The organism is Selenomonas ruminantium subsp. ruminantium ATCC 12561, assembly GCF_000424065.1.
GTDB lineage: Bacteria > Bacillota > Negativicutes > Selenomonadales > Selenomonadaceae > Selenomonas_A > Selenomonas_A ruminantium.
Genome location: NZ_AUJE01000051.1, coordinates 1 through 14,082 on the forward strand (window position 1 = coordinate 1; position 14,082 = coordinate 14,082).

At 48.3% G+C, this 14,082-nt stretch carries 9 protein-coding genes and 1 rRNA gene; all 10 read right to left on the reverse strand.

All coding sequences use genetic code 11. The features are described 5' to 3' along the window. Positions 1-70 (reverse strand): 16S ribosomal RNA (locus tag G598_RS0114015); the annotation flags it as partial. A gap of 1,277 nt (positions 71-1,347) precedes the next feature. Continuing rightward, positions 1,348-3,054 carry an ABC transporter ATP-binding protein/permease gene (locus G598_RS0114020; RefSeq protein WP_026767470.1) on the reverse strand — a complete coding sequence of 569 codons (1,707 nt, stop codon included), beginning with the start codon at positions 3,052-3,054 and terminating at the stop codon, positions 1,348-1,350. A 90-nt stretch (positions 3,055-3,144) separates the two neighbouring features. After that, complete coding sequence (gene hcp / locus G598_RS0114025; protein ID WP_026767471.1) at positions 3,145-4,788, reverse strand: hydroxylamine reductase; 1,644 nt, start codon at positions 4,786-4,788, stop codon at positions 3,145-3,147. 159 nt (positions 4,789-4,947) lie between these two features. Beyond that, the gene (locus tag G598_RS0114030; protein WP_026767472.1) at positions 4,948-5,694 is read right to left on the reverse strand and encodes a hypothetical protein; all 747 of its coding nucleotides are present in this window, start codon (positions 5,692-5,694) and stop codon (positions 4,948-4,950) included. Between the two features lie 132 nt (positions 5,695-5,826). Beyond that, a complete protein-coding gene (locus tag G598_RS0114035; protein ID WP_026767473.1) occupies positions 5,827-6,222 on the reverse strand; it encodes a response regulator in 396 nt (131 codons plus the stop codon). Beyond that, the gene (locus tag G598_RS18755) at positions 6,219-7,568 is read right to left on the reverse strand and encodes a sensor histidine kinase (RefSeq protein WP_026767474.1); all 1,350 of its coding nucleotides are present in this window, start codon (positions 7,566-7,568) and stop codon (positions 6,219-6,221) included. The genes G598_RS0114035 and G598_RS18755 overlap by 4 nt, the downstream gene beginning before the upstream one ends. 188 nt (positions 7,569-7,756) lie before the next feature. Continuing rightward, the gene (locus tag G598_RS0114045; protein ID WP_037364518.1) at positions 7,757-9,802 is read right to left on the reverse strand and encodes a methyl-accepting chemotaxis protein; all 2,046 of its coding nucleotides are present in this window, start codon (positions 9,800-9,802) and stop codon (positions 7,757-7,759) included. Positions 9,803-9,849: 47 nt separating this feature from the next. Then, on the reverse strand, positions 9,850-11,136 hold the full coding sequence (locus G598_RS18100; RefSeq protein WP_051180359.1) for a PLP-dependent aminotransferase family protein: 1,287 nt from the start codon (positions 11,134-11,136) through the stop codon (positions 9,850-9,852). 190 nt (positions 11,137-11,326) lie between these two features. Further along, positions 11,327-12,763: a glycoside-pentoside-hexuronide (GPH):cation symporter gene (locus G598_RS0114055; RefSeq protein WP_245582821.1), complete on the reverse strand. Its 1,437-nt coding sequence runs from the start codon at positions 12,761-12,763 to the stop codon at positions 11,327-11,329. A gap of 16 nt (positions 12,764-12,779) precedes the next feature. Continuing rightward, a complete protein-coding gene (locus tag G598_RS0114060; RefSeq protein WP_026767477.1) occupies positions 12,780-13,379 on the reverse strand; it encodes a cytidylate kinase-like family protein in 600 nt (199 codons plus the stop codon). Positions 13,380-14,082: the final 703 nt, after the last annotated feature.

Consider the following 14,082-nt stretch of genomic DNA (forward strand, 5'->3'; position numbering starts at 1 on the left):
CTCGTTCGACTTGCATGTGTTAAGCACGCCGCCAGCGTTCGTCCTGAGCCAGGATCAAACTCTCCATAAAACTTAATTTATGAAGAACCTTGATTAGGCTCTCAATTATCATTAAAGAAATTGCCGATTGCTATGTTGTTCATACCAATCGATGTTTTAAATAAGAAGTTTTCACTTCTCAAACATCTGGCTTTAATCATGTTGCATGATTATTTGCATTGTTTAGTTTTCAAAGAACAATCTTGTTCAGCGCTTCTTTCGAAGTGCCTGTCGCTTCAAGCGACTCATTTATCTTATCGCATTCAGCTTAGCTTGTCAAGAACTTTTTTGAAGTTTTTTTCGAAGCTTTTCGGCCCTTCACAGCGGCCTGCCAATCAAGGCTTGCTGGGCTGTTTCGTTGCCGTGTCTGTCAGCGACTTGTATTATATTACACGAGTTAGAGGGGATTGTCAACACCTTTTTTGAAAAAAATATAAAACTGCTGGCAAATTGCAGTTTGTCGGGGAGTTCAGTTCGTGGTAAAGGTATCTTGTTCATACGTTGTCAGGGGCGAACGGGGAGTACTTTTTCTCTTTCCCGCTAAACGACCCCCTCGCAAAATAGAGCTGTCCAGTTATCTGCGCCGGGCAGGCCAACGGCGCTTCTTTCAGCGTATTTGCTTAGCTGCTTTCTCCAGGGGCCGGCCTTCACTGCGTTCAGGCAGTCGCTCCTAACAGAAAAAGCACTCCCCGTTCGCCCCAAGTTACGGATTAGCCTATTGCCACGAACTCGTTGCTCCCGTCACAAGAACATCGATGTACTTGCTGCTTATCACTACGAAAATGACGTCTTATACAGAAATCACTGAGGGCAGAGGTGGTGATGCTTTTCGCTGTGGAACGACTGTCCGAACGCAGTGAGGACTGGCCCACAAACGACAGAGACTAAAAACTGAGCTGAACATACGCGCCGCCGGTCTTGCCCGGCGCAGGTAACTAAAAAGCCCATATATTTCCTTGTGGGTCATTTAGTGCAACGGCGAAAAGTATTACCACCTCTGCCCAAACTGAGCTGTAACAAATAATTCAATCTCGCAATAACATCGATAAACTGCAATTTAATCTACGCAATAACCCCGCTTTTCCGCAGCTTTTGACAAACCTGTCTATGCCGAAGGGAAAATACTACCAGTCATCACAGCGGCTTTACTGTTCGATGTAAACAACTACAATAAATTGCATAAAAGCCCTGAGGGCAGATGATGTTTTTCCGTCGCTTTTGACAAGCTTATCTAAGCAAAGAAAAAATATTATCTGCCCTCAGGGCGGCATTTCATATAGATGTAAACAATAAACCTTGTACTGCGGCCTAAATTGCCCGCACCTGCCAGCTTCCATCTCCAGCCAGCTTCAATTCCTGCTCATGCTGCGCATACAGGGTAGACCTATGCCCTACGCTGACAACGCCCATCTCCGGCAGTTCTTTCTTCAATAACTCATATACTTCAGCTTCCCGCGGCTCGTCCAGCGCCGAAGTTGCTTCATCCAGGAACACCCAATCCGGCTTTTGCAGAAGCACCCGCGCAAAGGCCAATCGCTGCTGCTCACCCAAGGACAAGATCCGGCTCCAATCATCCACTTCGTCCAAGCGCGTCACAAACTTTTCCAAGCCCACTTTTACCAAAGCCGCCCGCAAAAGGTCGTCACTGCCTGCCGCCGTTCCCGGATAGTAAAGCGCGCGGCGCAAACTGCCCAACGGCAGATATGGTTTTTGTGGCAAAAACAGCAGTCTGCTGCCCTCCTGCAAGAACAATTTTCCCTTGCCATAAGGCCAGATTCCCGCCAACGTACGCAAGAGAGTACTCTTACCGCAACCCGATGAGCCAGTCACCAGCAAACGGCTTCCCATAGGCAAAGTCAGCGTACAATCCGCTAACAGCACCCGGCTGTCCGGCAGCTGTACCTGCAAATCCTCAACGCTCATTTCAGCAGCATCATTCACTTGCTGAATAATGCCGTTTTGCACATTTTCAGCCGTATCCATATGTTCCGTAAAGGTTGCCAGTCGTTTTACAACCGCTGCAAGCTGAGCGATGCTGTCATAAGACTCCACAAAATAAGACAGCGCATCCTGCACGCGCCCGAAGGCCGAAACCGTCTGCATAAGGCCGCCCAGGGCAATGGCTCCCGCAAAATACTGCGGCGCAGCCAGAATAAGCGGTACAATAACTGCCAGCTGTGCATAGCCGTTCACATAGAAATTCAGAATTTTAGTCTGCTTCATGAGCTGCCAGAAGTTACTGATCACTTTGGCAAAGCGCTCATGAAAGCCTTTGTTCTCTGCATTTTCGCCACCGTAAAAGGCAATGCTCTCGCTGTTTTCCCGCACCCGCATCATATTAAAACGGAAATCTGCCTCAAAACGCTGCTGTTCAAAATTCAAGCCAATAAGCTTTCTTCCCACTAAATGCGCACAAACTGTACCAATGCCGGAGTAGCACAGGGAGAACCAAAACATATAACCATAGATAACAATTTCCTGACCGCCAATTTCCCAGGTAAAGGCGCCGGAAAGATTCCACAAGACTACACCAAAAGCCGCCAGCGTGGTCAACTGCTTCAAAAAGCCAATGAGCAGCTGCAGGGACAGATTCACAAATTGATTGATATCCTCACTGATTCGCTGATCCGGGTTATCCGTATCGCTGTTTTGCACCTGCAAACGATAATAGACCTGCCCTTTCAGCCAGCGGGACAAATATTTATCCGTCAACCACGTACGCCACTTAATCTGCACAGCCTGCCGCAGGTAAATCGCATAAACCGCAATGACGATGTAGAGCATGGCCAGTCCCGTAAACTCACCGACCAATGGCCAGAACGATTCCACCTGATACTGCTGCAAGGCATTATAGAACTCATTGTACCAGCTGTTCAGCCGTACCAAAAGATAGACCCCGAAAAAATTCAGACCAATAACAAAAGCCAAAAGCCCCCGGGCTTTCCACTTATGTTCGCTGTTCCAATACCCTCGGAACAACTGCCAGAAGATGCTCATTGCACCCCGTTTCCCCATATCAATCACTCCAAAATAAAAGAGATTGTTCCGCACAAAACGGAACAATCTCAGTATAGACCTTTCAGTTGCTCATGGCAATAAATATTGTCAACCAATCATCTTTTTCAAATCCGCTTCCACGGTAGAAATCGTGCCGATGCCAAAATTCTCCACGAGTACCTTCGCCACATTCGGAGACAGGAACGCCGGCAGCGTGGGGCCAAGATGAATGTTCTTCACGCCTAAGTGCAGAAGCGCCAGCAGAACGATAACCGCTTTCTGCTCATACCACGCGATATTGTAGGCAATAGGCAATTCATTGACATCATCAAGAGCAAAGACTTCCTTCAGCTTTAAGGCAATCAGGGCAAGGCTGTAAGAATCGTTGCACTGCCCGGCATCCAGCACACGGGGAATTCCAGCAATGTCCCCCAAATTCAGCTTGATGTATTTATACTTGGCACAACCTGCCGTGAGAATAACCGTATCCTGCGGCAGCGCTTTAGCAAATTCCGTGTAATAATCCCGGGACTTCATGCGCCCATCGCAGCCGGCCATCACAACAAACTTGCGGATAGCACCACTCTTGACCGCAGCAACCACCTTGTCCGCCAATGCAAAAACCTGCTCATGGGCAAAACCGCCCACAATCTGCCCCTGCTCCAGTTCCTGTGGTGCAGGACATTTTTTCGCCAGTTCAATCAAGGACGAAAAATCCTTTGTACCATCTGCCTCGGCCTCAATATGCACACAGCCGGGCACGCCTGTTGCCCCCGTGGTAAAGAGTCTTGCCTGATAATCTGCTTTGGGCGGCACCACACAGTTGGTAGTCATAAGTATGGGGCCTCCAAAGGCAGTAAATTCTTCCTTCTGTTTCCACCAGGCATTGCCATAGTTACCAGCAAAATGTGCATATTTCTTGAATTTCGGATAGTAATGCGCCGGCAGCATTTCCCCATGCGTATAAACATCTACGCCTGTACCTTCTGTCTGCTCCAACAGCATTTCCAAGTCCTTCAAATCATGGCCGGAAATCAAAATGCCCGGATTCTTGCGAACCCCCAAATCCACTTTCGTCATTTCCGGATTACCATAAGTTTCCGTATTGGCCTTATCCAACAGAGCCATGCCATCTACGCCCCATTTTCCCGTTTCCAAAGCCAGCGCAGTAAGCTCATCCCCGGTCAGGCTGTCATCTAAAAGCTTAGCCAGTGTTGACTGCACAAATGCGTCTATTTCTTCATTTTCATAGCCCAGTACATTGGCATGCTTTTGGTAAGCAGCCAATCCCTTCAGGCCATAGGTAATCAGTTCCCGCAAGCTGCGAATATCCTCGTTTTCCGTCGACAAAATCCCCACCTGAGCAGCCTTGCATACAAAATGATCTGCCGTATCCTGCCAAAGCGCTGCCGCAGGCAGATTTCCCCTGCTCTGCAACTGTGCTAAAAGCGTTTCCTTGATTTTCAACGTTTCTTCAATGCGGGAAACGATTGCTTGCGAATCAAAATTTGCGTTAGTAATCGTGATAAATAAATTCAGGGTAACCAAGTAATTTATACTGCTTTCTACTCTTTCCCCCTCTGCCCGCAAACAACTGGTAACCGCAGAAAGCCCTTTTGTCACATAGATCAAGAGATCCTGCATAGCCGCCACTTCCGGATTCTTGCCACAGACCCCCATTTGCGTACATCCCTTGCAGCCTGCTGTTTCCTGACACTGATAACAGAACATTTTCGCTCCTTTTGCTTCCATAAAAGCACACTCCTCATATAACACACCATGCTTAACTTCAAATTACATGACCCATTATAAACGGAAAAAACGCCTGCGGCTGTAACAAACGTTACAGGCAGCACCTTATTATACGTAAAAAGGCCGCAAACCATAAAGTTTGCGGCAAATCATCATTTTTTATTCAGCGAGATCCACATTTCCACCGGCTGCAGCTTTTGGTTTGTAATTACTAATCTGAGCATTAGCCTGCTGGAAGCGGCTGTGGCCGAGACTCGTCTCCGTACCAAACTGAGATACACGCGTAACATCAAGGGCTGCTTTCATGCTGCGCGCCATATTTTGCTGGCCTTGCTGAGCAATTTCCTTGCTCTGCTGCTGGAATTTGCTTGAACCAAGCTTTGTTTCTGTACCAAAATTGGACACTTCATAGTAAGACTTTGCCTTATCCATGATTTCCGAGGTATTTTTCATCCCCTCGCGGTTTGCCTTTTGGTTGCTCTGTTGAAACACGCTGGAACCAATCTTCGTTTCCGTACCAAACTGAGACACTTCATAGTAAGACTTTGCCTTATCCATGATTTCCGAGGTATTTCTCATTCCCTCGCTGTTGGCCCTTTGGTTACTCTGCTGAAACACACTGGAACCAATCTTTGTTTCCGTACCAAAATTGGATACTTTGTAAATTGCCTTGGTTCTGTCAACAATTCGCGATGTTTCCTGCTCACCGATATTGATAACCGTATCGTTGTTGCGCTGGAACTCGCTGGATCCCAATTTGGTTTCGTTGCCAAACTGCGATACTCTGGAATAGGACGCTGCCTGATCGCTACGTTCTTTGGTCGCTTGCATTCCCACTGAATTAACTTCGCGATTAATTTGCGGGAAGCTCGAAAGCGTCGTAGCCTCCACACCCGAGATACCCATAATCAATCCCTCACTTTCCTTGAGACATTACTTAATCCTTTATATAGGTATACAGCCCTATTTTAATTATAAGCTTTTTACATCGTATTTTCAACCAATTATCCTGTATTTATTATTATTGTTTCTTTTCACTCAACCAATCAGCCCCCAATCCAACATCACTTCCTGCACCTGCTGAATTTCAATAGGCTTGGAAGCGTAAGCATCACACCCCAGTTCAAAAGCCTGATCAACGTATTCTATATCTGCTGCAGCCGTCATCATGATGATTTTCGCCTGACTCTCTTCCGCCACCTTATGCTGAGCTTCTAACTCCCGAATAAGCTTCAACACCATCAAGCCGTCTACCTTGGGCATCATGATATCCAGACACATCATATCGTAAGGCAATCCACGTTTAAATGCCTCTACATATTTATCAAGGGTTTCCATACCATTTACAGCCGTATCGCACTGGCCATACTCTTGCAAAAACTCGGTCAAAAAGGTGCGGCTCACTCTGTCATCTTCCGCAATTAAAATTCTCATGGGGATTCCTCCTTGGAAGGCAGCTTAACCTCCTCCGCTAGTTTTTGCATACAGTAATGCATAAGATTCTCCGCTTTAGGATCACGATTTTCTAGCCATTTTCCTTCCTTCTTGACACGCGGCCGCAGGATAATGCGATTCTCCGTTTCTGCGGAACCAGCCTCCTGTAAGGGAATCCAAAATGAAATGCACGTCCCCCGTCCCAGTTCTGAATCCAGGCTCATCGTGCCGCCCATCAGTTCCACTAGTTCCCGGGAAATCATCAAGCCTAATCCCGTACCACTTCCCCGGCGGTGAATGCTGCTGTCAGCCTGTACAAAGGGTCGAAATATCTTATCCCGCATACGCGGTTCTATGCCAATGCCCGTATCTTCTACACTGAACTCCAATGTAGGCCGTCCCTTCCGTTCACTACGATAAACGGCAAAAGTCACCTTCCCCTTTTCCGTAAACTTCATGGCATTCGTCAGGAGATTGTGCAGAACCTGCCGAATACGCAAAGCATCTCCACGAATAAATCGCGGCAAAGACGCAAAATCTGTCACTAAAAATCTGAGCCCCTTTGCCGTTACCAGCTGCTGATAAATATCCGCCATTTGCTGCAGCGTTTCCTGTAAATCAAAATCCGCTTTTTTCAGCTTCATCTTGCCATCTTCCAGCTTGGCAAAATCCAAAATATCACTCAGTATATGCTGTAAATCATCTGCACTACATCTGGCGTTTTGCAAATACTGCCGCTGTTTATCCGACAGCGGCTCTCTCCCCACCAAATCCAGCATACCCACAAGTCCATTCAACGGCGTGCGGATTTCATGGCTCAGGGCGGATATGAATTGCATCTTACTGCGGTCAGCTTCCTCTGCTGCCCGCTTTGCCTGTTCCAATTGCTGTTCATACTGCCTGCGCACAGATTCGTCCACAATGGTAACAATAATCTTTTTTTCCCAGCCTTCACCGGTCTGTGATACGCCCAAATTCAACCACAGTCGTCCCCCGGTCTTGGCATTTTTCATCTGCATGGAAAATTCACTGCTGAACTCATCATCTGCTATGGCAGCTTCAATATTACGGCGCACCGGACAATGGCGGCAATTTTCACCATGACCACAACCCCGCTCCAAACTATTCTCACAGCAAAAAGCATCACCAAACTGACGGCCAATAACACTGTGCCCATCCACCTGCATCAATGTCTTGCCCATCTCATTTACTGCCAGCACGGCCCCTTCAGCGTCCAACAGACAAAGCCCTACCTTGGCCGCCGCAAACACTGACTGCATATATTCCTGTCCCGCTTTTACACGAGCCCCCGATTCATCAATCCGTGTCTTAAATGCTGCTCGCATAAACATACCTCCTAATTATTAGTATCTATAATGCCTCCACGCATAATCATAAACACTAACAATCAAGAGATAATGCTATCTCTAAGCTAATAATAGCATAAAATCCTGTTTTTGTATAGAATATAATCTGCACCTCCCTGACAAAAATAAAAAAGTCCCCGGAACGTTTTCCAAGGACTTTTTCATCATTACACTTTGAATTTCTGTACTTCTGCCTGCAGTTCCATAGCCATCTTGGCGAGGCTGTTGCTGGCATGAGCGATTTCTTGTACTGAAGCGCTTTGTTCCTCAGTCGCTGCCGATACAGTTTCTGCTTCCTCAGCAGTCCCGCGGCTTGATTCTTCAATTGTGCGAACATGGGCAACAATTTCCTGCCCGCTTTCTGCCATACCGCTGATGGACTGGGAAATTTCCTGTACCTGCGTGGATACATCTTCAACAATTTCAATAATCCGCCGGAAAGATTCCCCCATGGACATGATGTTTTCCGTGCCCACGCGGACTTCTTCACTGCCGGCCTTCATGCCTGCCACGGCGTTATCCGTATCCCGGCGGGTTTCGGTAATCAACGAAGCAATGCGCTGGGCGGCTTCCTGGGAAGACTCCGCCAGCTTACGCACTTCATCAGCTACGACAGCAAAGCCGCGGCCATGTTCGCCAGCTCTCGCCGCTTCAATAGCAGCATTCAACGCCAAAAGATTGGTCTGTTCCGAGATACTGGAAATCGTATCGACAATCTGGCCGATTTCGCTGGAGCGTTCGCCCAAAGCCGTTACCACCTTGGTGGATTCGAGTGTGGATTCCTCGATACGCTTAATCTGTCCGACCGCTTCGTTGAGCGTCTTGCCCCCGTCACGGGCGACTGCCGAAGCTTCGCGGCTGTGGCCGGCAGCCTCATTGGCCTTGCCCGCAATGCTCTGAATCGTATCGTTCAGGTTTTCAATCGCACCGGAGGTGGAATTTACCGCATCGAGCTGTTCACTCGTGCCCTGGGCAACTCTGACAATGCTGTCGGCCACCTGATTGGAGGCCTGTGCCGACTGTTCCGTGGTGGCATTCAGTTCCTCAGCCGAAGCAGACAGGCTTTCTGACGATGTGCTCACGCTGGAGAGCACCCCCCGTACACCGCTGCGCATTTCCCGCACAGCCTCAGCCAAACGTCCCAGTTCGTTGTTGACCGTAATCTGGGACGGACGATTGCGGAAATCGCCGCCGGCAAGCAGATGCATTTCCTCCATCATGACCGCCAGTGGCTTCATGGAGCGATTCACCGTCAGCATGACTCCTAGAGAAATCAAGATAATCAGCGCCAGCGAAATTCCCGCCATGATTTTGAGCACATTGCCCACAGGAGCAAAAAGTTCATCTTCATAAGCAATCGTTGCCAGACCCCACCCCGTAGCCTTAACCGGGTTATAGAAGGCAATCATATCCTTGCCATCCGCACGGGTGAATTTGTAGAATCCTTCCTCGCCGGAAAGCATTTTTTCGCCCAGTGTACGCAAAGCCGGGTCATCTTCTTCGGAAATCTTTTTCTTCATGATGGCACTTTCATCGGGATTGACGATATAGGTGCCCTCCTTGGAAACCAACAGGCTGTAACCATCTTCACCCAGTTTCAAATCATTGACCTTGTCCACCACGGCATCGACATAGATGGCCGCCAGCACCATGCCCACATTGGCACCGGAAGTATCCTTGGCCAGGGCAATGGAGTTGACGATGATTTTACCCGTGGCCTGCGAAACCACCGGCGAGGACATAAAGCTGTCCTGTGCGCCGGTCATGGTCTGCTTGTACCAGGCTTTATCGGCATTATGCATTTCCTTAAAGCCGGCTTTTGTCTGGCCGTAGAGCACACCCGAGCCGTCAAACGGCCCCCAGCTTACGCTGTCATAAACGCCGGGATAGATTTTGTTCATCAGGTTCAGACGATAGACATTGTTGGCATTCATAAGTTCCGGAGCTTCCTTCAAGTTCTTGGCTGCCGGATGATTCGCTGCATTCTGGGTTTCGAGCATGCGCGTATCCAGCCAGGCCGATACGCTGTTGGCAACTTCCTGCGCGTTCTTCAGGGAACTCGACGTAAGCTGTTCCTCAAAGGTCGAACCCACATAGCGGAAAATAATCCCTGCCATGAGCATCAGCCCGACCACGACAATCGGAATCACATACATGAGAATTTCCGTTTTTACCGTCCGTTCACCACTCGGCAAACCATTTCTGGCGTCCATAATATCCCCTCCCCTACTGACTCATATCCCTATTTTTTACTCAAGCATTAAATATTCCAGTGAATCATTGCCCGCATAGACATCTCGAAATCGCCATCATCAAAAGCCTCCATCTCCGGCAGCCAGTCTTCGGCGAACAAAGGCAAATCCTCCACCAATTTCTTGATAAATTTGTTGACCGTCTGCAGTGCAGCATCATCCTGCGGGGAACTTAGGAAGTCGCCCAGCACGCGGCCAACATCTTCCATTTCCTCCGCCTGCAGATAACGGGTAGCACTATCCAGACTGGACAGCCGCAAAATAGGATAATTGATATTATCCTCAGCCGTCATGAGTTTTTCCGCTTTGACCAAAAGCCCGGCATACTTGAGTTTATCTGCAAGTTCATCCCCATCACAGCCATCCGGCAGCTGCACGAGCACCAGATGATTTTCCGTTGGACTGCAAAGAAGCTTGCATCCGGCCCCCAAAAGACCATTCTCCAAAGCTCTGGCATTATCGAGCACCTGCTGAGCATAATCCTGATACTCCATGCAGTCTGCTTCCTTAAAGACCAGGGCCAACGAGGCCAGCACGTTTTTCTTGAGGGAGCTGTGGCCTGTTTCAATCACGGTCTTGTCCAAAAGTTCAGCGATTTTCTCCTTGCAGAGGATAATGCCGTTCTGCGGCCCATGCAGGGCATCGCTGGCGGCAAAAGTTGCCACATCGGCATAAGGTACCGGGGAAGGAATTTTCCCCGCCGCAATCAGGCCGGAGTTCTGCCCCAGGTCAATCCAAAGATACGCCCCAACTTCATCCGCAATCTTGCGCAAACCTGCATAGTCGATATTGCGCGGGTAATTTACCGGGGAATAAATAATCATCGCCGGACGATGTTTTCTGGCCAATTCCTGCACCTTGGCAAAATTAAGTTCCAAAGTATCCGGCTCCACACCGAATTTCACGAAATTATACTGCAAATCGCCTGTGCAATGTTCAGATTTACGCAGATTAAACGAGAGCACCGTATCTCCCTTTTGGAGCAGAGCCAGCATAACCACGCGGGAAGCAATCGCCAAACTGCCAATACGCACAATCGCATGCTCTGCGCCAAAAATAGCCTGCGCCCGCTCAGCCGCCAATTTTTCCAGACGGCTATGACGGTGTGCTTTATGATGGTCAATAATTTCATCCCCCAGCGTACTGCCCTTCAAAAAGGAAGCAAAAGGCGAAGCCGCATTCGTGGTCGGAATCAGCGAAAGGGTCGTCCGCTGCTGCTTTAATGCCTGCCGCAGCTGTCCGCATAATTCCGGGTCAAAACTCTCCAGTTTCCGCAAAATCTTCTCGTTGGTCATATTCCCTGTCCTTTCTAATCTATAACTATTTTTATATCAATTTCATTTATATTTTTTATCTTTGTTTATTTCGACACACACAGAAAAAATCCTGCATGATTTTTGCCGAAGCAAAAAAGAGGCATCAAAAGCCAACCACCTGAATACAGGCGCTTTCGGCTTTTAATGCCTCATAATGGAGGGGAAATTTTTACTTATTCATATCTTCCCATTTTTCTTCCAGTTCTTCCACGATGCGGGCATGTTCTTCTTCCGTCAGCGTAACCTTACCACGGTAAACGAAAGCAGCGAGTACCAGCAGGATTACCGGTACAGCGAACATGATGAGCTGGAATTTCAGCAGGCTGCCAGCCGTGATGTCTGCAGCCGTAGCACCGCCGGTCATACCGACCCATACAGCCGTCAGACCTACGATACCACCCGTAACGGCACCGGAGAGTTTATCCACCAGCGGACGTACGCAGAGGCAGACCGCTTCATCACGATGACCGAGTTTCAACTGGCCATATTCCACAGAGTCCGTGATGGTCATGAGAACCACCAGGAAGATAAGGGGCTGCGGAAGGTTGAAGAGACCAGCAGCAACCAGAGCCATCCAAACATTGGTGCCGGACAGTGCATAGAGAATCAGTGCAGCCGTCATGATAGCCAAAGAGCTGAAGAACAGTTTGCGGCGACTGAATTTCGTCGTGAGTACCGGGAAGAGAGCCACAGCCATCAGGCCGATTACGACGTTGATGATACCTAAGATGGAGAATTTCGTTGCATCACCGATGACATAGATGAAATAGTAAAGATTGAAGTTATTTACAATATTCTGTCCTAAACCCAAAATCAAATAAGCGCAGGCTATCCACAGCAGCTGGTCATTCTTGGCCAGAACCTTGAATACATCTTTGAAGGACGTATCCACCTTGTTTTCACGCAGAGCAGATTCCTGCTCCTTAGTGCCCAACCCTAAGATAATCGCGCCCAGCGTTGCGATACCGCCGCCGATGCAGGCAAAAGCAAACCAACCCTGCGGGTCACCGGCACCGCCGTTCTGATTGACGGAGAAATAGAGGACAATCGGCATAACCATGATGGTTACGAGCTGGCCGCCGAATACCGAACCGATACGGGCAACCGTAGCCGTGATTTCACGTTCATGGGAATCGAAGGAGAGTGCCGGAATCATGGACCAGATAGCCACGTCCTTAGCGGAGTAGAACACATCCATGATGAAGTAAACGATTGCGAAAAGAATCAAATAAAGCGTCGGATTGGAAACGGTGAGTCCGCCAAAATCCGTAAAGAGTGCAGCCAGCGTAATCGCTGCGACAAACGCACCCACGATAACCCAGGGCTTAAACCGGCCCCAACGGGTCTTCGTCTTGTCGATGATATTGCCCATGAACGGGTCAATGAAAAGTTCTGCCACACGCAGTACCATGATGATGGTCGTAACCACACCAATCATGTACGCATCCCGGCTGGGATTGTTCGATGAAAAAAGGTTACTGGTAACGAAAATCATAAAATACGTTGCCAGCATGGCGTAAAATACGTCGTGTCCAAAGGTGCCGCAAGCATAAGCAATGCGCGGCCACATGCTGTTTTTCTTCTCTGCCACTGCTACCGCCTCCATAATTAACTCCTCCTAATCAGCCTTTTATCGTCCGCATATAGGCGATTAAGCCATCAGCAATTTTTTCCAAATCGCCGGAGCTGGTGTTAACGACCAAATCGTAATTTTCGCCAGCGCCCCAGGTAAGTCCCGTATAGTAATTGTAATAACGGGCACGCTTCTCATCTTCCTTGTCCAGTTCCTTCAGGCTCTTGCCATCGTAAACTGCTTTGCCGCGCGCTTCCCGGAAGTCATCATCGGCACAGACGAAAATCGAGAAAACGTTATCTTTTTTCCGCAAAGCATAATCCGCGCTGCGGCCCAGGAAAATGCACGGGCCATCTTCAGCCAGCTTGCGGATAGCTGCCGACTCACTCATGAACATTTCCTGGCTGGAACTGCCCATGTGCGTACCAAAGGAATGGAAGGGAATAAAGCTCATGGACAGCGGCTTTACCTGATTTTCCATCTCCAGCAGTTCTTCTTCGCTCAAATCATCAATGCCCAATTTGGCAGCAGCGATATGAACAATCTGCCTGTCGTAAAGCTTGACCCCCAGCTTCTTGGCCAGGATTTCGGCCAATTCCCGCCCACCAGCACCGTACTGGCGACTGATGGTGATAATCGTATTTTCCATTATGAGTCCCCCTTAACATGTTTGGAAAATGATGTAAACGTTTTCTTAAACCGTGAAAATAAATATCGCACTATCTCATCACTTTCTCACGAATCAATAGTAAACGATTTCTCTATGTATTATTATAGCGTGTTTTGTAAATAATGCAATATGTTTATAAAAAATAGTAATTTTCAGTTTATTTTCGGAGTGACTACGCGCTTTTTCCCAACACATAAATTGCAGTTTATCGATGTCATTGCGAGATTAAATTTAGTTGTTACAGCTCAGTAGGGCGGAGGTGGTAATACTTTTCGCCGTTGCACTAAATGACCCACAAGGAAATATATGGGATTTTAGTCACCTACGCCGGGCAAGACCGGCGGCGCGTATGTTCAGCTCAGTATTTAGTCTATACCGTTTGTGGGCCAGTCCTCACTGCGTTCGGACAGTCGTTCCACGGCGAAAAGCATCACCACCTCCGCCCTAAATGATGTCCGTACAAACCGTCATTTTCGTAGTGATAAGCAGCAAGTACATCGATGTTCTTGTTACAGGAGCAACGAGTTTGTGGCAACAGGATAAATCGCAGCTTCGGATAAATAAACTGCTCTCCCACCAAAGTTATGTATGTATCATATGTGGCGATGTTGTGATGATAAGCAACAAGTACATCGATGTTTTTGTTACGGGAGCAACGAGTCCGTGGCAATGGGCTAATCCG

Coding starts and splice junctions, on each gene's coding strand:
- G598_RS0114020 (WP_026767470.1), bottom strand. CDS start 3,054: ATGGGGAAACGGGGTGCAATGAGCATCTTCTGGCAGTTGTTCCGAGGG.
- hcp (WP_026767471.1), bottom strand. CDS start 4,788: ATGGAAGCAAAAGGAGCGAAAATGTTCTGTTATCAGTGTCAGGAAACA.
- G598_RS0114030 (WP_026767472.1), bottom strand. CDS start 5,694: ATGGGTATCTCGGGTGTGGAGGCTACGACGCTTTCGAGCTTCCCGCAA.
- G598_RS0114035 (WP_026767473.1), bottom strand. CDS start 6,222: ATGAGAATTTTAATTGCGGAAGATGACAGAGTGAGCCGCACCTTTTTG.
- G598_RS18755 (WP_026767474.1), bottom strand. CDS start 7,568: ATGCGAGCAGCATTTAAGACACGGATTGATGAATCGGGGGCTCGTGTA.
- G598_RS0114045 (WP_037364518.1), bottom strand. CDS start 9,802: ATGGACGCCAGAAATGGTTTGCCGAGTGGTGAACGGACGGTAAAAACG.
- G598_RS18100 (WP_051180359.1), bottom strand. CDS start 11,136: ATGACCAACGAGAAGATTTTGCGGAAACTGGAGAGTTTTGACCCGGAA.
- G598_RS0114055 (WP_245582821.1), bottom strand. CDS start 12,763: ATGGAGGCGGTAGCAGTGGCAGAGAAGAAAAACAGCATGTGGCCGCGC.
- G598_RS0114060 (WP_026767477.1), bottom strand. CDS start 13,379: ATGGAAAATACGATTATCACCATCAGTCGCCAGTACGGTGCTGGTGGG.